The 21,261-nt window shown below is 67.4% G+C and carries 15 protein-coding genes and 1 tRNA gene; 11 read left to right on the top strand and 5 right to left on the bottom strand.

All coding sequences use genetic code 11. The features are described from left to right. Positions 1-2 precede the first annotated feature (2 nt). Positions 3-1,283, bottom strand: a complete 1,281-nt coding sequence (locus tag G6N77_RS09745) for a phosphotransferase (RefSeq protein ID WP_165181948.1) — start codon at positions 1,281-1,283, stop codon at positions 3-5. A 156-nt stretch (positions 1,284-1,439) separates the two neighbouring features. Between G6N77_RS09745 and nudC the strand changes: the two genes are divergently transcribed. After that, a complete protein-coding gene (gene nudC, locus G6N77_RS09740; RefSeq protein ID WP_165181946.1) occupies positions 1,440-2,447 on the top strand; it encodes an NAD(+) diphosphatase in 1,008 nt (335 codons plus the stop codon). After that, positions 2,444-4,591: an ATP-dependent DNA helicase UvrD2 gene (locus tag G6N77_RS09735; RefSeq protein WP_276609789.1), complete on the top strand. Its 2,148-nt coding sequence runs from the start codon at positions 2,444-2,446 to the stop codon at positions 4,589-4,591. The genes nudC and G6N77_RS09735 overlap by 4 nt, the downstream gene beginning before the upstream one ends. On the opposite strand, the gene G6N77_RS09730 is transcribed toward G6N77_RS09735, so the two are convergent. Then, a complete protein-coding gene (locus G6N77_RS09730; RefSeq protein ID WP_165181944.1) occupies positions 4,552-5,655 on the bottom strand; it encodes a ThiF family adenylyltransferase in 1,104 nt (367 codons plus the stop codon). The two genes, G6N77_RS09735 and G6N77_RS09730, sit on opposite strands and share 40 nt — an antisense overlap. A gap of 167 nt (positions 5,656-5,822) precedes the next feature. Between G6N77_RS09730 and G6N77_RS09725 the strand changes: the two genes are divergently transcribed. Beyond that, on the top strand, positions 5,823-6,614 hold the full coding sequence (locus tag G6N77_RS09725) for a M48 metallopeptidase family protein (protein WP_165181942.1): 792 nt from the start codon (positions 5,823-5,825) through the stop codon (positions 6,612-6,614). A 5-nt stretch (positions 6,615-6,619) separates the two neighbouring features. Here the strand turns inward: G6N77_RS09725 and G6N77_RS09720 are convergent, their stop codons facing one another. Next, positions 6,620-8,038, bottom strand: coding sequence for a zinc-dependent metalloprotease (locus G6N77_RS09720; protein WP_165181940.1), 1,419 nt, complete (start codon positions 8,036-8,038; stop codon positions 6,620-6,622). Between the two features lie 243 nt (positions 8,039-8,281). Between G6N77_RS09720 and G6N77_RS09715 the strand changes: the two genes are divergently transcribed. The 4 genes from G6N77_RS09715 to G6N77_RS09700 all read left to right on the top strand — a co-directional run bounded on the left by G6N77_RS09715 (position 8,282) and on the right by G6N77_RS09700 (position 13,773). Next, on the top strand, positions 8,282-9,385 hold the full coding sequence (locus G6N77_RS09715; protein ID WP_240901841.1) for a YlbL family protein: 1,104 nt from the start codon (positions 8,282-8,284) through the stop codon (positions 9,383-9,385). Between the two features lie 116 nt (positions 9,386-9,501). Beyond that, positions 9,502-12,531 carry a UPF0182 family membrane protein gene (locus G6N77_RS09710; protein ID WP_165181938.1) on the top strand — a complete coding sequence of 1,010 codons (3,030 nt, stop codon included), beginning with the start codon at positions 9,502-9,504 and terminating at the stop codon, positions 12,529-12,531. A gap of 141 nt (positions 12,532-12,672) precedes the next feature. Further along, positions 12,673-12,746: transfer RNA gene (locus G6N77_RS09705), tRNA-Met, on the top strand. Between the two features lie 148 nt (positions 12,747-12,894). Beyond that, positions 12,895-13,773: an SDR family oxidoreductase gene (locus G6N77_RS09700; RefSeq protein WP_165181936.1), complete on the top strand. Its 879-nt coding sequence runs from the start codon at positions 12,895-12,897 to the stop codon at positions 13,771-13,773. 292 nt (positions 13,774-14,065) lie between these two features. Here the strand turns inward: G6N77_RS09700 and G6N77_RS09695 are convergent, their stop codons facing one another. Together G6N77_RS09695 and G6N77_RS09690 are read right to left on the bottom strand one after the other, a co-directional pair. Beyond that, positions 14,066-14,737: a TetR/AcrR family transcriptional regulator gene (locus tag G6N77_RS09695; protein ID WP_205678167.1), complete on the bottom strand. Its 672-nt coding sequence runs from the start codon at positions 14,735-14,737 to the stop codon at positions 14,066-14,068. Next, complete coding sequence (locus G6N77_RS09690) at positions 14,734-15,585, bottom strand: enoyl-CoA hydratase-related protein (RefSeq protein ID WP_165181934.1); 852 nt, start codon at positions 15,583-15,585, stop codon at positions 14,734-14,736. Before G6N77_RS09690 ends, G6N77_RS09695 begins: the two co-directional genes overlap by 4 nt. 70 nt (positions 15,586-15,655) lie before the next feature. Between G6N77_RS09690 and G6N77_RS09685 the strand changes: the two genes are divergently transcribed. Genes G6N77_RS09685 through G6N77_RS09670 form a run of 4 tightly spaced genes read left to right on the top strand, consistent with a single transcriptional unit; the run spans position 15,656 to position 21,128 of the window. Continuing rightward, positions 15,656-16,813: an acyl-CoA dehydrogenase family protein gene (locus G6N77_RS09685; RefSeq protein ID WP_165181932.1), complete on the top strand. Its 1,158-nt coding sequence runs from the start codon at positions 15,656-15,658 to the stop codon at positions 16,811-16,813. Positions 16,814-16,856: 43 nt separating this feature from the next. Next, positions 16,857-18,080, top strand: coding sequence for an acetyl-CoA C-acetyltransferase (locus G6N77_RS09680; protein ID WP_165181930.1), 1,224 nt, complete (start codon positions 16,857-16,859; stop codon positions 18,078-18,080). Between the two features lie 4 nt (positions 18,081-18,084). Then, positions 18,085-20,253, top strand: a complete 2,169-nt coding sequence (locus G6N77_RS09675) for a 3-hydroxyacyl-CoA dehydrogenase NAD-binding domain-containing protein (RefSeq protein ID WP_165181928.1) — start codon at positions 18,085-18,087, stop codon at positions 20,251-20,253. Next, entirely contained in the window at positions 20,253-21,128 is an 876-nt protein-coding gene (locus tag G6N77_RS09670; RefSeq protein WP_240901839.1) for a crotonase/enoyl-CoA hydratase family protein, read from the top strand. Before G6N77_RS09675 ends, G6N77_RS09670 begins: the two co-directional genes overlap by 1 nt. Positions 21,129-21,261 lie beyond the last annotated feature (133 nt).

The raw sequence follows: 21,261 nt of genomic DNA, 5'->3' as shown, positions 1-21,261 counted from the left end.
GGCTAGTTGTTGGAGGCCGGCTTGAGGGGAATGACTTTCAGCGCAGTCGTGTCGACGTCCTCGGGGGAACTGGCGGCTGGCATTCCCTCGTCCACCGCGTGGACGTCGTCCCCTGCCGGTTCGGCAGCGCCACTTTCCGATTCGACGGCGGAGGGGCCGCCGTCGTCGTCCGGTTCGGACTCGCTAGGCCCGGCCTCCGGGGCATCGCCGGGACCGGCCGCCGGGGCATCGACAATGGGCATTGCCCCGGTGGGTGCTTCACTGGAGGCGGCGGCAGTGGAACCGGGCACCGCCTCCCCGCCGGATCCGGACTCGGGCACGGGCGTCTCGGGAGTCTCGGGCACGGGCGACGGCTCGGTGCTGATGGGCTGGCCGCCGTGGGCGTTGATGTCTGCCTCCAGGGTTGCCAGCATGGCTTCGGCGTCCGCCACCATGCGGGCCGAATCGGCAGCAAAGCCCTTGACCAGCCACTGGGCCAGGGCAAACTCGGCGCTCAGGGCGGCGCGGCGCAGCAGGTGCGGGTCAGGGGATTCGCGCCGTGCCGCCGAATAGGCCTGCACCACGGTGTCCACGAACTCCGGGTTGTTAATGGCCACCAGCCACGCAAAGTCGTCGGCGGGATCGCCCACGCGGAGGTCGGTCCAGCCCATGACGGCCGTGACCTGCGTGCCCTCGAGCAATATGTTGTCCTCGTGCAGGTCGCCGTGGACCACCGAGGCATTGAAGCGCCACAGGGCCACGTCTTCCATGGCATGTTCCCAGCGGCGCAGCAGGGACGGCGGGATCTTGCCCGTGGTGGCCGCCTGGTCCAGTTCATTGAGCTTGCGCTGGCGGAATTCATTGGCCGTGTAGCTGGGCAGGTCGGCGTTGGTGACCAGCTCCTGCGGCAGGTCGTGGATCGCGGCGATCGCGGCCCCGATTTCCATGGCCAGCGCGGCACCGCCGGAGGCCATCTCCTCCACGGACTCGGCCTTCCCGGCAATGTGCGAGTACACAAAGGTGATCAGTTCGCCCTGGCGCACAGTCCCCGCCACAGTGGGCAGCAGGAACGGCAGCTCGGCCCGGATGCCGGGGGCAAAGGCGCGCAGCACCTGGCGTTCTGTCTCCAGCCGGGCACTGGCCTCTACGTGCTTGGGGGAGCGCACCCGCCAGCGCCGGTTTTCCGAGTCCACCAGCAAGGCGGAGCTGAAATCGGCGGCGTCGTCCGGCTCCGGGGCAAATGCCGTGACGTTAAGGCCGGGCACAGCCGCGCTGGCAACAGCGGCCAATTCGATTGCACTCATTCGTCTCACCCCTCCACCGTAAAGGTCCAAGCTGGCAACTGGCTGCGCTTGCGGCGGCGAGTCGCGATAAGCCGGCGGCGCGGCCTGCGCCACCCGCTGTCCACAGGCAGCCTTCCCGGAATGTAAAAAGTCGGGCAGACTGCGTACGGTAGAACCATGATCCAAGCCTTGCCTTCCCCCGCAGCCGTGCTCGAAAGAAACTGTGAACAACGCAGCGAAAGCCGGTACCTGGAGCAGGTGCAGGGCAGCCCGGACCACCGGATCGTCCTTTTCCGCCGAGGCCGTGCCCTCGTGGTGTCCGGCGGCCTGGCCTTTCTGGAGCCCGCCGGGGTGGCCGGCCGCCTGCCGGCCGGCACAGTGACCGTCTACCTCGGCCAAACCATAGATTCCGGACCGCTGCCGGCCGGAACCCACCTTGTCCTGAAGGTTGTCCCGGACGACGCCGGTGAGTTGCCTTGGGTGCCTGCCGGCACCTTTTTCTCGGGGTACAGGGACGTGGGCGACACGCTGGGTGAAACGGATGCGGCCATTTTCATTCAGGCGCAGGCCGTGGCGAACTGGCACGGCAGCCACCGTTTTTGCCCGCGCTGCGGCGCGCCCACCATCCCGGAACACGCGGGCTGGATGCGCCGTTGCACGGAGGACGGCTCCGAACACTTCCCGCGGACCGATCCTGCGGCCATCGTGGCCGTTGTTGGTGCGGACGGGCGAATCCTCCTGGCCAGCAACTTTGCCTGGGAACCCAACAGGTACTCCACCGTGGCCGGCTTCATCGAAGCAGGTGAAAGCGCCGAACAGGGTGCCGTCCGGGAAATTGCCGAAGAAGTGGGCGTCCACCTGCACACCACCCACTATGCCGGGTCCCAGGCCTGGCCGTTCCCGCGGTCCCTCATGCTCGGCTTTGTTGCCTACACCGACGACACCCTGGCCATCCCGGACGGGACGGAGGTCCGGGAGGCGCGCTGGTTCAGCCGCGACGAACTGCAGGCAGCCGTGCTGAGCGGGGAGGCCATCATCTCCCGGCGCCTCTCCATTGCCCGGGCCCTCATTGAACACTGGTACGGCGGAACCATCCTGGAACCCGGGGAAGGCCCGGACCGGGAAGATGCGGCATCCGTGGAACCCGGGGCCACCGGACACGCCCCCGCAGGCGGGCGGGCATGATGTACGACCCCCGGCAGGCAGGCCTTCCGGTCATGGACGAACGCACGGCGGAAGAACGCATCCTGGCCGGGCTGGACGATGAACAGCGCGCCGTCGCCACCACGCTGGCAGGGCCCCTCTGCGTCCTGGCAGGTGCCGGAACCGGCAAGACCCGCGCCATAACGCACCGCATCGCCTACGGCGTCCACACCGGCGTCTACAACCCCAACAGGCTCCTGGCCGTCACTTTCACGGCCCGGGCGGCAGCGGAAATGCGCACCCGGCTGCGCGACCTTGGCGTGGGAACCGTCCAGGCCCGCACCTTCCACGCCGCCGCCCTGCGGCAGCTGCAGTATTTCTGGCCCCACGCTGTGGGCGGCCAGCTGCCCGGGCTGCTCGAACACAAGGCCCAGGTCATTGCCGAAGCCGCACGGCGCCTGCGCCTGCCCACCGACAGGGCCGCCATCCGTGACCTGGCAGCCGAGGTGGAATGGGCCAAGGTCTCCATGCTGACCCCCGAAACCTACGTGGGCAAGGCGGAGGACCGGGGTGAACCCGGCGGACTGGACAAGCTGGCCATGGGCCGGCTGTTCCAGTCCTATGAGGATGTGAAGGCGGACCGGAACCTCATTGACTTTGAAGATGTCCTGCTCATCACCGTCGGAATCCTGCAGGAGGACCCCCGGGTGGCGGCAACCGTCCGTGAGCAGTACAGGCACTTTGTTGTCGACGAGTACCAGGACGTGTCGCCCCTGCAGCAGCGCATGCTTGACCTGTGGCTGGGCGGGCGCGATGAACTGTGCGTGGTGGGCGACGCCAGCCAGACCATCTACTCCTTTACGGGAGCCACGCCCAGGCACCTGCTGGACTTCCCGGCACGCTATCCCAAGGCCAACGTGGTGAAGCTGGTCCGTGACTACCGCTCTACGCCTCAAGTGGTGGGCCTGGCGAACACGCTGCTCAAGAGCCGGCGCAGCGGCGGACTGGCCGCGGACGCACTCTGGTCCGCGCCGCTGGAACTCAGGGCGCAGCGGGCGTCCGGGCCGTTGCCGGAGTTCCTGGAATGCAGCGACGATGAGGCCGAAGCGGCAGCCGTGGCCGGGCGCATCAAGATCCTCATTGACCACGGCACCCAGGCCAGCGAAATTGCCGTGCTGTTTCGCACCAATGGGCAGTCGGAAGCCTACGAGCGCGCCCTGGCATCCGCCGGCGTCGGCTACCAGCTGCGCGGCGGGGAACGCTTCTTTGCCCGCAAGGAGGTCCGCGACGCCATTTTGCAGTTGCGGGCAGCCTCGCGCTCGGCGGAAGATGAGCCCCTGGGCCAGCTGGTCCGCGACATCCTGGCCAACCTCGGCTGGCAGGCCGAGGCGCCGAAGTCCGGGGGGGCCGTGCGTGAACGCTGGGAGTCCCTCGCGGCGCTGGTGGCCCTCGCCGACGACCTGGTCACTTCACGCAGCACGCCTGAACACGCATTCACCGTGGTGGACCTGGTGGCCGAGCTCCAGGAACGGGCGTCAGCCCAGCACGCCCCCACCGTCCAGGGCGTGACGCTGGCGTCCCTGCACTCCGCGAAGGGCCTGGAATGGGACGCAGTATTTCTGGTGGGGCTGAGCGAGGGCCTCATGCCCATCTCTTTTGCCGACACCGCGGAAACCGTGGATGAAGAGCGGCGCCTGCTCTATGTGGGCATCACCCGGGCCCGCGAGTTTCTGAACTTTTCCTGGTCCACGGCCCGCACGCCGGGCGGGCGGGCCAACCGCCGGCCGTCGCGGTTCCTGGACGGGCTCCGGCCCGGCTCGGCGGCAGGGACGGCAGCCGGGCCACGGATGGCGACCACCCGGAAGGCTCGCAAGACGGCAGCCCCGTCCGTGTGCCGGGTGTGCGGCAAGGTGCTCACCACCGGCGCCGAGCGAAAGATCGGCCGCTGTTCCACCTGCCCCGCCGGCTATGACGAGGCAGTCTTCGAGGAATTGCGTGCCTGGCGGCTGGGGGAGGCCACCTCGGCGGAGGTACCTGCCTTTGTGGTCTTCACGGATGCCACGCTGATGGCCATTGCCGAGGCCGCCCCGAAGGACCTGGCGGAGCTGGCCGCCCTGCCCGGCGTGGGGCCCTCCAAGCTGGAGCGCTACGGCGAGGCCGTGCTGGAAATCGTGGCCAGCGCCTGACGCTGCAGCTGGCAGCCGCAGTCCGGGTGGGCCGGGTACTCCTGCCTGCTCCACCGCCCATTGGCCGGATGGAACGTCATGACGGAGGACCAGGCACCGGGCTGGTTCACGGCATCCAGAAATAGGAGGACCTGGGCCGCCGCCGTGCCCGCCAGGGCGGTGGCCAGCGCGGCCCCCTCCAGCAATTCCGTGCGTGGCCGCCGCCCGTCCGGCGCTGCAGGCCCGGCACTGCCCGCGGCGAGCTGCTCGCAGACCTCGTGCCACAGGGGATCGCCCGCGCCGCGGTGGCGTTCCACACATTCCGCGCACGCCGTTTCACCGGGCAGCACCAGCGGCCCCACCGTGCCGTCCTGCTCGCGGATCAACACAAAGAGGTGGGGACGGTCAGTGCTCATGAACCGGGCGGCCGTTTCAGCGCTGACGGCGTCGTGGGCCACCACCACGGCCAAGTCCAGGCACCGGGCGTCCGGCCCGCCGGAGCCGCCGTCGTGCAGCACGTGGGCGTGGCAGCTGGGATCCTCCCGCAGCAGGTGGCGGCGCACCGCGGCTGAACGGGCAAGCCCGATGTCCGCCAACCTGAACGATCCCGGGCTGACATCCACTGCGGTGACTGTTTGGTCATCCTCCAGCAGGATGGTGCCCACCCCGGCACTGACCAGCGCCCGGGCCAGCGCCGCCCCCGTGCGGCCCAGCCCCATGACATGCACGACGCCGTGTTCCCGCCTGTCGATGTACGTCCGGCTGGGTGTCCGGTACAGGCCCAGCATGGCCGAGCGTTCCGGCTCGAGCCGTTCGGCACGAAAACCGTGCACCGCCAGGTCTGCGTCCCCAAAGAGCATCCCGTTCAGGGTTGCCAGGATTTCCTGCGCCCGCCCCTGGGTCAAGCCCAGGGACTCGGCGCAGCCCGCCACCTGGCCGTCAGGGATGCCACGGCGAAGTGCGTCAATGAAAAGCAGGTCGTCCGGCTGCAGCCCGTCAATGACGGTGCCCCCGGCCCCCACCCCGATTTGGATGCTGTGGGCTCCGCGGCGGACCACCCGAAGCCCGGGGTTGATGGTTGTCATGTCGGCCTCCTGCAGCACTGGCTCCCTGCCCGCGACCCGGGCAGGGATGCTGCCTTGATTTTGGCACGGGACCGGTAATCCTGCACGAAGTTATCCACAGGCGGCAGTTGTCCACAATTTGGCTTTTCCGTTCGATGGCGCTGCCGCCGGCGTAGTACGGTCGATGCATGGCAGCACAAATCCTTCCGGCCTCCAACCGTCCGCCGCAGCCCGGCCAGCAGCGGCCCGAGCCCCGCCGTGCGCCCCTGGGCAGGGGAACGCCGGGGCCGCTCGGCGATTCCATCTCCGCGCACCGTGCAGCGAACGGTGCCCCGGTGGTGGTGAGGCGCACCCGCCGTCGCAAAACAGGCATCGCCGCGTTTTGGGAAGCGGGCCGGGCCGTCATCGCCGTGCCGGCGCGCATGACCCTGGAGGATGAGGACTACTGGGTGCCCCACATGGTCTCCCGCCTGGATGCCGACACGCGCGCCAGGGCCGGGGGCCGGCGTCGTGCTGCGCCCGCCAGCGATGACGCGCTGATGCAGCGGTGCCGGCTGCTGTCGGCGCGGTACCTGGGTTCGCGGGCCGAACCGGATTCCGTGCGGTGGGTGCGCAACCAAAACGGCCGGTGGGGCTCGTGCACCCACGCACGCCGGACCATCCGCATTTCACACCATGTGCAGGGAATGCCCGAATGGGTCCTGGACTATGTCTTGCTGCACGAGCTGTCCCACCTGATCCACCCCAACCACAGCGCAGCCTTTTGGGCGGAGCTTGCCGGCTACCCCCACCTGGAGCGCGCCAAGGCATTTTTGGAGGGGGCTTCCTTTGCCTCGGCGCGCAACATCCAGGGCATGGCCGGCGACCTGGACGACGAATCCCCCGGTGACGGGGAATCACCGGGGGACCAGGGGGACGGCGTCGACGGGGACGCCGGCGGACCGGGCTCCGGGGAGCAGTGGGCCGCCGAACTGTTCTGAGGCAGTTACTGGCCCGTCTCAGGCCCTTCCGGGTGCTCAGGCCCTTCCGGGTGCTCAGGCCCTTCAGTGGTCTCTTCCGGGGGGACTTCGTCAAAGCCGCCGTCCAGGAGCTTCGCCAGGGCCGCGTCAACGTCGGACTCGGACGCATCCGAGGCGGAGCGGCGGGCGCTGAAGCCTGCAGCGTCATCCAGGTCCGCGGAGGTGGGCAGCAGGTCGGGGTGCGCCCAGATGGCGTCGCGCCCGGCAATGCCGCGCTGTTCCTTGAGGGAGGACCACAGCGCCGCAGCCTCGCGCAGGCGCCGCGGGCGCAGCTCCAGGCCCACCAGGGAGCCGAACGCGTGCTCGGCGGGGCCGCCGGTGGCCCGGCGCCGGCGGATGGTCTCGCGGATGGCCGCCGCGGCAGGCAGGTTCGCGGCCGCGGCGAAGGTGACTTCATCCACCCAGCCCTCCACCAGTGCCAGGGCCGTTTCCAGCTTGGACAGGGCGGCTTCCTGTTCCGGCGTGCGGGCCGGCATGAAGACGCCTTCGGACAGGGCGGCCTGCATTGCCTCAGGGTTGGAGGGGTCCAGGTTGTGGGCCAGGTCCTCGATGCGGGACATGTCGATGTGGATGCCGCGGGCGTAGGACTCAATGGCGCCGAGCAGGTGCCCGCGCAGCCACGGCACCTGCACAAACAGCCGCGCGTGTGCGGCCTCGCGCAGGGCCAGGAACAAGCGGATTTCCTGCTCGGGAACCTCCAGCCCTTCACCAAACGCCTTCACATTTGCCGGCAGCAGCGCCATTTGCAGGTCCGCCAGCGGTATACCGATGTCGGTGGAGCCCACCACTTCCTTGGCCAGCGCACCCACGGCAGCACCAAGCTGCAGGCCGAACAGGGCCCCTCCCATGTTTTGCATCATGGAGGCCGCACCGCCCATCATGGACTTCATTTCCTCGGGGAGCTGCTCATTCATGGCGGTGGAAATGGCGAACGCAATGCTGTTGGCCACGGGCTCGGTGAGGCGCTGCCAGGTGCCGAGGGTTTCCTCCACCCATTCCGCGCGGGACCAGGCCTTGCCGATGATCGCCGTGGCGGCCAACTCGGTGAACGGATCCAGCCACATTTCGGCCAGCCGGAGCGCCTCATCCACCTCACGGGACTGGGCCGGTGACACGGACGGGTCATCGCCGGCGGCCGCCTTCCTGGCGGCGTCCCGGGCCAGGTCCCAGTTGACGGGGGTGTCGGAGGATCCGCTCATCATGGCCTGGACCTGGGAGAACATTTGGGCCAGGACCTTGGGGTCCGACGGCAGGCCGGCAGCCTTGGCCAGTTCGGCAGCATCAAAGCCCTCCATGCCCTGTCCACCCAGCAGATTGGCCAGCATTTCGGACAGCGGATCCTTCGGCGTGTCGTCGTCGTCGTTGTTTGCTGGTGTGGGTGACATGATGGCCCGATCGTTGCAGGGGATGCTGATGAGGTTCACGTTACCGCCGCCGTGCACGCTTGTCTCCCCGCGGGTCGGTCCTGTTCGCTACAGGCAAAGGTGCCCCAAACCGCCACAAAACCGGGCACCTGTTCCCGGTGCATTCACAGCCCGGACACGGGCTGACACAGTAGGCTGGTGGATGGTGTTCGCCGCCCGGCGGCACAGGGCCCACCGCCGCGCAGCCTGGAAAGGTACAAAGAATTGAGCCAGCAGAACCAGGAGGACCGGCCCGCCGCCGCACCCCGCACAGGGACCCGCGACAGGCGGCTGCCGCTCATGGCGGTCTCCGGCGTGGTGGCCCTGGTGCTGGCCGTTGCGGCCCTGGCCATACCGGTTCCCTACGTGGTTGAATCGCCCGGCCCGGCCATCAACACGATCGGCAAGGTGGACAACCAGCCAGTCATCAGCGTTGCGGGCCACGACAGCTTCCCGGCCAACACAGGCAGCCTTGACCTGACCACGGTGCACCTCACCGGCGGGCTGCCCGGGAGCCAGGTGAACCTTTTCGAGGTCCTCGCTGCCTGGCTCAACCCCTCGGACTCGATTTACCCCGAGGAGCTCATTTATGCGCCCGGCGTCAGCCAGCAGGCTGTCAACAGTGAAAACACCGCGGCCATGACCGGCTCCCAGGAAAACGCCACGGCCGCGGCCCTGACCGCGCTGAACATCGGCTACAAGACTGTGCTGGCCGTGGCCTCCGTGCCGGCCGACGGCGCCTCCGCCGGCATCCTCAAGCCCGACGACGTCCTGGTCTCCATTGGCGGCAAGCCCGCCTCTGCGCTAACCACCATCCAGGGCGTGCTGGCTGCCGGCCAGGGCGCCCCCGTCACGGTGGACGTATTGCGCGGCGGGGCTGCCAAGTCCGTCACGGTCACGCCCCGCAAAGGCACGGACGGAAAATACCTCCTCGGGATTGCGCTGCAAAACAAGTACACCTTTCCGTTCGACGTGAAAATTTCGCTGAGCAACATTGGCGGCCCCAGCGCCGGCATGATGTTTGCCCTCGGCATCATGGACACCCTGACACCCGGCGAACTGACGGGCGGGCGGCACTTTGCCGGCACGGGAACCATTGACAACACGGGCAATGTGGGCGCCATTGGGGGCATTGCGCAAAAAATGGTGGGCGCCCGCAACAGCGGTGCCGACTACTTCCTGGCACCTGCCGCAAACTGCACGGACGTGGTGGGCCACGTCCCCAACGGGCTTCAGGTCATCAAAGTCGCTACCCTGAAGGAAGCATATGACGCTGTTTCTGCCATTGGCTCCGGCAAGGACGGATCCAGCCTGCCCACATGCAAGTAACAATTGAGCATCATGCGGAACCCGGCCGCGCCGCCATTCGTGGCACCAGTGTGGCCGGATTGCGCAAGGACCGCCCGGCACCACCGTCGAATCACCACCAGTAAGCAGAGGTAAGAGTGACATCCCGCCCAGCACCGTCCCCGAGCAGTTCCGCCAGGCCCAGACGCCGCAGTGCCCTCCTGCCCACCATCATCGTGGTGGCAGCGCTGGTCATTGGCCTGGTGATTTTCGCCGGCGTCTACACGGACTTCCTCTGGTTTGACCAGCTGGGCTACAGCACCGTGTTTTGGCGAGAGCGCCTGGCCAAGCTGATCATTTTCCTCGCAGCCTTCCTGGTCATGGCCGTTGCCGTGTACTTCTCCATCCGCGTTGCGTACCGGGCCCGCCCCATTTATGCCCCGGACAACGCCCGCGACGACAACCTCAACCGCTACCAGGTGCAGCTGGAACCCATCCGCCGCGTGGTGATGGTGGGCGTGCCTGTGGTGTTTGGGCTGTTCGCCGGCACCGCCGCCATGGCGCAGTGGGAGAAGGTGCTGCTGTTCCTGTACCGGGTGCCGTTCGGGAGCACCGACCCGCAATTCCAACTGGACATCAGCTTCTACACGAACACCCTGCCGTTCCTGGGCCTGCTGATCGGGCTGTTCATCAGTGTCGCCGTCGTTTCCTTCATTGCCGGCCTCCTCACGCACTACCTCTACGGTGCCGTCCGGCTGACCGAGCGGGGCATCTTCACCTCCCGCCAGGCGCAGATCCACATGGCAGTCATAGCCGCCGTGTTCCTGCTGCTGCTGGGCATCAACTTCTGGCTGGACCGCTACGCCACCCTCCAAGACAACGGTGGCTACCGTGCCGGCGCCATGTTCACTGACGTGCACGCCGTCATCCCCACCAAGTCCATCCTGGCTGCAGCCGCCATCATCGTGGCGATCCTGTTCGTCGTGGCCGCGTTCATGGGCCGGTGGAAGCTTCCCCTCATCGGCACCGGGATGCTGGTGGTCACGGCCATCGTGGCCGGCGGGATCTACCCCTACGCCATCCAGCAATGGCAGGTCAAGCCTTCCGAGGGCGACGTGGAAGCCACCTACATCGGCCGCAACATCGACATGACAAGGCAGGCCTACGGCCTTTCCGACATGACGGTGACCCCCTACAACGCGACGACGACGGCGACTGCCGGGGCCCTGCGCAAGGACGCCGACACCGCAGCGAACATCCGGCTGCTGGACCCCAACCTGATCTCCTCAACATTTGCACAGCTGGAACAGTACCGGCCGTACTACGAGTTCCCCAAGACGCTCAATGTGGACAGGTACACCATTGACGGCAAGGTTCAGGACGCCGTCATTGCCGTGCGTGAACTCAACCCGGCAGGCATCAACCCCGGCCAGCAGACCTGGTACAACCAGCACCTGGTCTACACGCACGGCTATGGCGTGGTGGCCGCCTACGGCAACACCGTCACCTCCGACGGCAAGCCGGTGTTCATGCAATCCGGCGTCCCCTCGACGGGCGTGCTCGGCACGGACACCAGCTACCAGCCGCGCACCTACTTTGGCCAGTCCATGACGGACTACTCCATTGTTGGCGCACCCGAAGGCGCCACCCACGTGGAACTGGACCGCCCTCAGGGTTCCAGCACCACCTCCACCGACACCACCGGCACGGCCGGAGAGTCCATGACCACCTTCACCGGCAACGGCGGCCCCAGCGTGGGCAACTGGTTCAACCGGCTCATGTACGCCCTGAAGTTCCAGTCCTCCGACCTGCTGCTGACCAACGGGGTCAACAGCAAGTCGCAGATCCTCTACGACCGCACCCCGGAACAGCGCGTGTCCAAGGTGGCCCCGTACCTGACCATCGACGGCAACCCGTACCCCGCCGTCGTCGACGGGCGGATCAAGTGGATCGTGGATGGCTACACCACCAGCTCCTACTACCCGTATTCGCAGCAGCAGCAGCTCCAGGACGCCACCACCGACTCACTGACCACCGCGAACGGCGTGGGCGCCCTGCCCAACACGTCCGTCAACTACATCCGCAACTCGGTCAAGGCCACGGTTGACGCCTATGACGGTTCGGTGCAGCTGTACGCCTGGGACACCGAGGACCCCATCCTGAAGTCGTGGGAAAACATCTTCCCCACCACGGTCAAGCCGCTGACGGACATGTCCGCGGACGTCATGTCCCACGTTCGCTATCCGGAGGACCTGTTCAAGGTCCAGCGCGAGCTCCTGGGCCGCTACCACGTGACCGATCCGAAGACGTTCTACAACAACACGTACGCGTGGAGCGTGCCGGATGATCCCACCACGGCGGCCGTGGACAAGCAGCCGCCCTACTACCTGTCCCTGAAGATGCCCGGCCAGCAAAAGACTGCGTTCTCCCTGACCACCGACTTCATCCCGCAGGTGGTGTCGGGCACCGAATCCCGGAACATCCTGTACGGCTTCATGGCCGCCAATGGCGACGCCGGCAATGTCAAGGGTGTCAAGAGCCCCGACTATGGCAAGCTGCAACTGCTCGAACTCCCGCCGGACACCCAGGTGCCCGGACCGGGTCAGGTGCAAAACACCTTCCAGTCGGACCCCACCGTTTCGGAGCAGTTGAACCTGCTCAAGCTGGGACAGTCCGACATCAAGAACGGCAACCTGCTCACGCTGCCCATGGGCGGCGGCCTGCTGTACGTCCAGCCCGTGTACGTCCAGTCCACCGGCTCCACGTCCTACCCGACGCTGCAGCGCGTACTGGTCGCCTTCGGCAACAAGATTGGGTACGCCGCCACGCTCAACCAGGCGCTAGACCAGCTGTTCCAGGGCGACTCGGGTGCGCAGGCGGGTGACGCGAATGTCCAGAAGGACAAGTCTGCGGCGGGCAGCTCCACTACGGGCGGCACCGGCGGGGCCACGGGTTCAAACCCGGCACTGACCAAGGCGCTCAATGATGCCAGCCAGGCGATGAAGGACAGCCAGACGGCCCTGACCAAGGGCGACTTTGCCGCCTACGGCGTGGCACAGAAGGCCCTGGACGCCGCACTCCAGGCGGCCATCGCCGCGGAGGGTGCGGCCGCCAAGACAGGCACGACGCCGAGCGCCAGCCCCGGCGCCACGGCCAGTCCCAGCGCCAAGGCAACCCCGACGCCGTAGGCGACGGACCCACACGGCTGGCAGGGCATCCCTGAAGGGGTGCCCTGCCAGCTTTACGTGGCCGCCGGATGAACGGGAGACGAACGTCACGTGGCGCAAATTTGGCGGCAGGGGCGCCCCGGCGTAAAGTTGAGACCACATCGCGGGGTGGAGCAGTTCGGTAGCTCGCCGGGCTCATAACCCGGAGGTCACAGGTTCAAATCCTGTCCCCGCAACGAAAATATGGAAAGTTCCCGGTCCTCGGACCGGGAACTTTCCAGTTTAACTCCGGGCCCCGACTTTCCCACGCAGACTTTCCCACAGGGACTGTTGCCCGCATGGCTGGCGCCGTACAGTGGCCTCACGGGACCACGAGGAGGAGCCATGGCAGCGACGGACCATGAAGCAGGCACAGACGCAGGCCCAGACGCAGGTGCTGCCAGCCTGGCCGGGAAGACAATCCTGATGTCGGGAGGGTCCCGTGGAATCGGCCTGGCGATCGCGCTGCGCGCCGCCCGGGACGGGGCCAATGTGGTCCTCCTGGCCAAGACGGACAAGCCTGACCCGCGGCTGGACGGCACCATCCACACGGCTGCCGCCGCCATTGAAGCGGCCGGCGGCAGGGTGCTGCCCGTCGTGGGGGACGTGCGCAGCGACGAAGCCGTCTCGCGCGCAGTGGAAGGGGCGGTGAGCGCCTTTGGGGGCATCGACGTCGTGCTTAATAACGCCAGCGTGCTCACGCTGGCGGGCACCCTTGAGCTGACGCCCAAGCGCTACGACCTCATGCAGGACGTCAATGTGAGGGGGACGTACATGCTGACGCGGGCCGCGCTGCCGCACCTGCTGCACGCCGGGAATCCGCACATCCTCACGCTGAGCCCGCCGCTGAACCTTGCACCCCAGTGGCTGGGCAGCCACCCGGCCTACACGCTGGCCAAGTACGGCATGACGCTGTGCACGTTGGCGTTCGCCGCCGAATTCGCCGGCCAGGGGGTGGCCGCCAACGCGCTGTGGCCGCGCACCACGATCGCCACGGCCGCCGTAGCCAACATTCTAGGCGGGGCGGAGATGGTGCGGCGCTCGCGCACGCCGGAGATTGTGGCGGATGCCGCCCACGCCATCCTCACCACGCCGGCACGGGAGCTGACGGGGCAGGTGCTCATCGACGAGGACGTGCTGCGGGAACGTGGCATGGAAGACTTCGGCCAGTACGCGGTGGACCCGTCCGCGGAGCTCATGCCCGACTTGTACCTGAACCCCTAACCCGACGCTCCATCACGTTATGTGGTCTTTCCCCCGACGCTCCATCACGTTATGCGGTCTTTCCCCCGACGCTCGGTCACGTTATGCGGTCTTTCCCCCGACGCGTCTGCACTTAGTGGTGCCGAGTCGCGGAATTCGTGCCGGAAGCTGATGGAGCGTCGGCTGGGAGGCCCCGAAAGGTGATGGAGCGTCGGCCGGGAGACCGCATAAGGTGATGGAGCGTCGGCCGGGAGACCGCATAAAGTGATGGAGCGTCGGCTGGGAGGCCCCGAAAGGTGATGGAGCGTCGGGGTTAGATGGCCGGGATGGCTTCCTTCACTATGACGCGCAGGGTGCTCGACAGCAGCGCGTGCGCCTGGGCCCGGGTCAGCGTCTTGCGCAGCAGCCACTCGCGGGCGCCGCTGCGCGCCAGCTGGGCATAGACCCGCATCATGGCGCGCACCTCCTCCTGCCCCGTGTGGCGTCCGGCCAGCCCCATGGCCTCCAACAGCCGCTCCACGGAGTCGTTTTCCGCCTCCACCAGGATGCGTTCCAGGTCCGGATCCCGGCCCATGCCGCCGGAGCCCAGCGCCAGCCACGTGCCGCCTGTGCGCTCCAGCGCCTCCAGGAACCAGTGCACTGAGGCGTCGATCCGCTGGTCCAAGCTTCCCTCCGGCAGCCCGGCCACGGCCATTTCGGGGACCGTGGAGTTCAGCCGCACCACCTCCAGGTACAGCCCGCGCTTGTTGCCGAAATAGTGGTTCACCAGCCCCCGGGCCACCCCGGCAGCGGCCGCAATGTCCGTCGCCGACACGTCCTCATACGGCCGGTCGTTGAACAGCCGCTGGGCGCAGGCAAAAATTTGCTGGCGCCGCTGGTCGGGGGCCAGGCGCTGCCGCCGGGGGCCCGTCCCGCCACCGGAAAGTTCGACGCCGGGCACCTCGGTCTCCGGGTCGGTGCGGAGCCGCACGGGGGCCGCGTTCACGGCGTGGTCCCTGCGGAGCGCCAGGGCAGCCACGGCGGGAGGTCGGCCGGAACGGCCAGGGGGAACCGCGGTGCCCGTTTTTCCAGGAAGGAGGCCACTCCCTCCGCGGCGTCGGGGTTGGATCCCAGCCCGGCGATGAGTCGTGAGTCCACCGCATGGGCGGGGTAGGGCGATTCCATTCCGCTGAGCCGGTTGAGCATTTGCCGGATCACGGCAGTGGAGACCGCGGACGTGTTGGCGATGAGGTCTCGGGCCAGGGCATGCGCCGCCTCCAGCACCTGGTCCGGTTCGTGGACGGAGGTGACCAAACCGGCGTCGAGCGCTTCCTGCGCGCCAAAGAGGCGGCCCGTCAACATCCAGTCCGCAGCGCGCGTCATGCCCACCAGTCGCGGCAGGTACCACACCGAAGCACCTTCGGGAAAGATGCCGCGACGGCTGAACGGGAAGGAAAAGCGGGAGTCGGTGGAGGCCAGGCGGAAGTCACAGGACAGGGTGATGGTGATGCCGCCCCCCACGGCCACCCCGCGCAGGGCCGCGATGACGGGTTTGTCCATGCCATAAATGGTTTTGGAACAACGCCCCGCCGGCTCCTGCCACGATTCGGGGTCCACTCCCTCCGGGACCAGGTCGAAGCCGCCGCCGCTGAGGTCGGCGCCCACGGAAAAGTCCGGCCCTTCGCTGGTGAGGACCACCACGCGGACGGCGGGGTCGGCGTCGGCCGCCTTCAAGGCGCGCTCCAGTTCATGGGCCATGGTGGGCGTGTAGCCGTTGCGGGCCCCGGGCCGGTTCAGCGACACCGTGGCAACCCCGGCGTCGAACGTGCATTTGATGGCGGTGTACGTGCTCATTATCATCACTTTCCCGATTAACCCCGGCGTGCCATTGACACGCTGTCAATAGTTAAGCACTATTGGCAGTATGTCAACAAGTACTTATTCCGCGCCATGGATCGATGAGGATTTGCGCGACGTTGCCGCGCTGCTGCAGGACTATTTCGTCAAGGAAGTGGCGCCGCTGGAAGAAAAATTCCAGGCCCAGGGCCACCCGGACCGGGAACTGTATGCGCGGGCGGGGGAGCTGGGCCTGTGCGGCATGAGCATCCCTGAGGAATATGGTGGCGGAGGCGGCACCTTTGCCAACCTGGCACTTTTGCTGCAGGAGCAAACCGCAGCCGGAGCGGGCTCCCTGGGCTTTGCCGTCAGCGAGGGCATTGTGGCCCACTACCTGCTGGCCTACGCCACCGAGGAGCAGAAGCTGCGCTGGCTGCCCAAGCTGTGCAGCGGCGAATGGATCGGCTCCATTGCCATGACCGAGCCCGGCGCCGGCTCCGACCTGCAGGGGATCACCACGCGGGCACGCCTCGACGGGGACCACTACGTGGTGAACGGTTCCAAAATCTTCATCTCCAACGGCCAGCTGTGCGACCTGGTGGTGATTGCCGTCAAGACGGACACCAGCCAGGGCGCCAAGGGCGTATCCCTCCTGGTGGCAGAGGTGGGCGATGAAACTCCCGGCTTCACAAGGGGCCGCAACCTGGCCAAGATCGGGCTGAAGGGGCAGGACACCTCGGAGCTGTTCTTTGACGGACTGCGCATCCCGGCCGCGAACATACTGGGCGGGACCGAGGGACAGGGCTTCTACCAGCTCATGAACCAGCTGCCGCAGGAACGGCTCATCACCGCCATCATGGCCCAGGGCATCGCGGAGGCCGCACTCGCCGCCACGCTCGAGTACACCAAGGGCCGCGAGGCGTTTGGCAAGCCGCTCTTTGAACTGCAAAACACCCGCTTTGAACTGGCCGAATGCGCCACCATCAACCGGGTCAACCGCGTCTTCCTGGACGACTGCATCACCCGGCACGTCGCTGGCGGGCTCGACGCCGCCACCGCCTCCATGGCCAAGTACTGGATCACCGACAGGACCGGGGAAGTGGTGGACCGCTGCCAGCAGCTCTTTGGCGGCTACGGCTACTGCCTGGAATACCCGATCGCCGGCATGTATGCCGACAACAGGGTGCTGCGCGTGCTGGCCGGGGCCAACGAGGTCATGAAGGAACTCATTGCCCGTTCGCTCTAAAAACCCACAACGCTTCAAACCGATTGGAAGGACCTGGCCCAAGGTGAGCCCACAAGGAAACACACAAGCATTTGTCTATGACGCCATCAGGACCCCGCGAGGCCGCGGCAAGAAGGGATCGCTGCACGGCACCAAGCCCGTGGACCTGGTGGTGGGCCTGATCAACGAACTCCGCAGGCGCCACCCGGGGCTGGATGAAAACCTCATTGACGACCTCATCCTGGGCGTTGTCTCCCCGGTGGGGGACCAGGGCGCCGTCATTGCCCGCACGGCCGCGCTGGCCGCCGGCATGCCGGACACCGTGGCCGGCATGCAGATCAACCGCTTTTGCGCGTCCGGGCTGGAGGCGGTGAACACCGCGGCCCAAAAGGTCCTTTCCGGCTGGGACCACCTCATCATTGCCGGGGGCGTGGAGTCCATGTCCCGCGTGCCCATAGGGTCCGACGGCGGCGCCTGGGCTATGGACCCCGCCACCAACTTCGACACCTACTTTGTGCCCCAGGGCGTGGGTGCCGACCTCATTGCCACGATCGAGGGCTTCAGCCGAACGGACGTGGACAGCTACGCGGTGCGTTCGCAGCAGCTGGCGGCAGCGGCCTGGCGGGAGGGCCGCTTCGCCAATTCCGTCATCCCGGTCCGCGACCGCAACGGCCTGGTGGTGCTGGACCATGACGAGCACATGCGCCCGGACTCCACGGTGGAGTCCCTGGCGGCCCTGAAGCCCTCCTTCGCGGGCATGGGCGACGCCGGCGGTTTCGACGCCGTGGCCCTCCAGAAGTTCCACACCGTGGAGCGCATCAACCATGTCCACACGGCGGCAAACTCGTCGGGCATTGTCGACGGCGCCGCCCTGGTCCTGGTGGGCAGCGCCGACATGGGGGAGCGGCTGGGGCTGGTGCCCCGGGCCCGGATTGTGGCCACTGCAACGTCCGGTGCCGACCCCACCATCATGCTCACCGGCCCCACCCCGGCCACCCGGAAGCTGCTGAAAACGGCCGGGCTGACAGTGGACGACATTGACCTGTTCGAGATCAACGAGGCCTTCGCCGCCGTCGTGCTTAAGTTCCAAAAGGACCTCGGCATCCCGGACGACAAACTCAATGTCAACGGCGGCGCCATCGCCATGGGGCACCCGCTGGGCGCCACGGGCGCCATGATCCTGGGCACCATGGTGGACGAGCTGGAAAGGCGCAATGCCCGGCGCGCCGTCCTGACCTTGTGCATAGGCGGCGGCATGGGCGTGGCAACCTTGATTGAGAGGGTCTAAAAACGTGACTGACACCAAGAACACCATCCGCTGGGACCGGGACGCCGACGGGGTGGTCATCCTCACCATGGACGACCCGGACCAGTCTGCGAACACCATGAATGACGCCTACTCGGCGTCCATGCAGGCCGCCGTGGCGCGGCTCACGGCAGAAAAGGACTCCATCACCGGCGTCATCCTCACCTCCGCCAAGAAGACATTCTTCGCCGGCGGGGACCTCAACGACCTCATTGCTGCAGGGCCCGGGGACGCCCAGCGGATCTTCGACCTCGGCCAGGCCATCAAGGCCCCGATGCGCGCGCTGGAAACACTGGGCCGCCCCGTGGTGGCCGCCATCAACGGCGCAGCGCTGGGCGGCGGCCTGGAAATTGCCCTGGCCGCCCACCACAGGATTGCGGCGGACACCCGCGGCTCGGTGATCGGCCTGCCCGAAGTCACCCTGGGCCTGCTGCCCGGCGGCGGCGGAATTGTCCGCACCGTCCGCCTCATGGGCGTGGCCGACGCCGCCATGAAGGTGCTGCTGCAGGGCCAGCGGTACAAGCCCCGCGAGGCCCAGGCCATTGGGCTGGTGGATGAGGTGGTGGACACCGTGGAGGAGCTCATCCCCGCCGCCAAGGCGTGGATTGCCGCACACCCGGACGCCGTCCAGCCCTATGACCAGCCCAAGTACAGGATTCCCGGCGGCACCCCCGCCAGCCCAGGCTTTGCCGCCATCCTGCCGTCCTTCCCGGCAAACTTGCGCAAGCAGCTCAAGGGCGCCAACTACCCGGCCCCGCGGGCCATCCTGGCGGCCGCCGTCGAAAGCACCCAGGTGGACATCGACACGGCCCTGGAAATTGAGTCGCGCTACTTCGTGGAGGTGGTGGCCGGCCAGGTCTCCACCAACATGACCAAGGCGTTTTTCTTCGACATGGCGCACATCAAGGCCGGCGGCAGCCGCCCGCAAGGATTTGGGAAATACACCGCCAGGAAGGTGGCCGTCCTCGGGGCGGGCAAGATGGGGGCCGGCATCGCCCATGTGTGCGCCCGCGGCGGCATGGAGGTGGTGCTCAAGGACGTGTCGCTGGAGGCGGCGGAGCGCGGCAAGGAGCACTCGCGGATGCTGACCGACAAGGCGGTGTCCCGCGGCAAGTCCACGCAGGCCCAAGCCGATGAATTGCTGGCGAGGATCACCCCTACGGCGAATGCGTCGGACACGGCGGGTGCGGACCTGGTCATCGAGGCCGTGTTTGAGAACGTGGACGTCAAGCAACAGGCCTTCCAGGAGATCCAGGACCTGGTGGCCGAAGGCGCCGTGCTCGGTTCCAACACGTCCACGCTGCCCATCACCCAACTGGCCGGCGGCGTCCGGGACCAGCCCCACTTCATCGGCCTGCACTTCTTTTCGCCTGTGGACAAGATGCCGCTGCTGGAAATCATCGCCGGCCAAAACACCTCCGACGAGACGTTGGCGCGCGCCTTCGACATTGCCCAGCAGATCCACAAGACGCCCATTGTGGTCAACGATTCCCGCGGCTTCTTCACCTCCCGCGTGATCGGAACGTTCCTGAACGAGGCCATCGCCATGGTGGGCGAGGGCATTTCCGCGGTCTCCGTGGAACAGGCCGGTGCGCAGGCCGGGTATCCGGCCCCGCCGCTGCAGCTGGCCGACGAGCTGAACCTGACCCTCATGTCGAAGATCCAGAAGGAAACCAAGGCAGGCCTGGAGCACGACGGCGGCGTGCAAAAGTACCAGCCCCACCCCGCCTACGAGCTTCTGGACCGGATGATCGGGGAATTTGGGCGCAAGGGCAAGCTGGGCGGTGCCGGCTTCTACAACTACGACGGCGGCCACCGCACCGGGCTCTGGGAAGGCCTGGCGGAAAACTGGGGCGGCACGGCGGAAATCCCCTTCGAGGACATGAAAGAGCGCATGCTTTTTGCCGAGGCCCTGGAAACCGTCAAGTGCCTGGACGAGGGGGTGCTGCGCAGCGTGGAGGACGCCAACATCGGCTCCCTCCTGGGCATCGGCTTCCCCGGCTGGACCGGCGGGGTGGTCCAGTTCATGAACGGGTATGCGGGCGGCCTGGCCGGTTTTGTGGCCAGGTCCCGTGAGCTTGCCGCCCGGTACGGCGACCGTTTCCTGCCCCCGGACTCGCTCGAGGCCAAGGCCGGGCGCGGGGAAAAGTACTGATGGCCGCCGGTTTCGCAGCGTCCGTGGCCGGTGGTGCCATGGGCCAGGCCTGGACGGCGTTCACCGTGGAGGCGGGGCCCGCCCCGGGTGTCGCCGTCGTCCGGCTGTGCGGGCCCGGCCGGGGCAACATGATGGGCCTGGACTTTTGGGCCGAACTGCCCCTGCTGTTCGCCGCGCTCGACGCCGACCACTCCGTCCGCGCAGTGGTCCTCGCCGGCACGGGGAAGCACTTCAGCGTGGGGCTCGACGTGCAGGAGGTGTTGGGCCCGTGGCTGCTGAAGCTCAATGCCGAAACCGGCCCCACGGCGGCCGTCCGGTCCGAGTTGCTGCGGCTCATAGGCCAATTGCAGGACGGCGTCACCTCCGTCGCGGCCTGCCGCAAGCCCGTCATCGCGGCGGTCTCCGGCTGGTGCATCGGGGGCGGGGTGGACCTCATCAGCGCCGCGGATGTGCGCCTTGCCTCGGCGGAGGCGAAGTTCAGCGTCCGGGAGGCACGGCTTGCCATCGTGGCCGACGTCGGCAGCCTGCAGCGCCTGCGCGGCATCATCGGCGAAGGCCAGCTGCGCGAGCTGGCACTGACGGGCAAGGACATTTCGGCGCAGCGTGCGGAGAAAATCGGCCTGGTCAACGATGTCTACCCAGACCCGGAGTCGTTGCTGTCGGCCGCGCTGGAAATGGCCGCTGAGATGGCCGCCAATTCGCCGCTGGCGGTGGCCGGCACGAAGGCCGTGCTGAACGAGGAACGGGAGGAGCGCATTGCCCGCGGGCTGCGCCACGTGGCCCTGTGGAACTCGGCGTTCCTCCACAGCGGGGACCTCGCGGAGGCCGTTGCGGCCCTCGGGGAACGCAGGCCTGCCGAATTCCGGGGAAGGTGAGGGCCGGCGTCGAACGCCAACCGTCCGGCAGCCGTGCCGGGCGCCGTTTTACACACTGCTTTTTTGATTGTCACCCACGACATGGATTGAGGAGTCACCGTGTATCTGACCCAAGGACTGCACCGTTCGCTGC

It is taken from the genome of Arthrobacter silviterrae (genome assembly GCF_011045165.1).
Taxonomy (GTDB): Bacteria; Actinomycetota; Actinomycetes; order Actinomycetales; family Micrococcaceae; genus Specibacter; species Specibacter silviterrae.
Note: the sequence above shows the minus strand (reverse complement) of the source record. Positions and strands in the feature narration are given on the sequence as shown.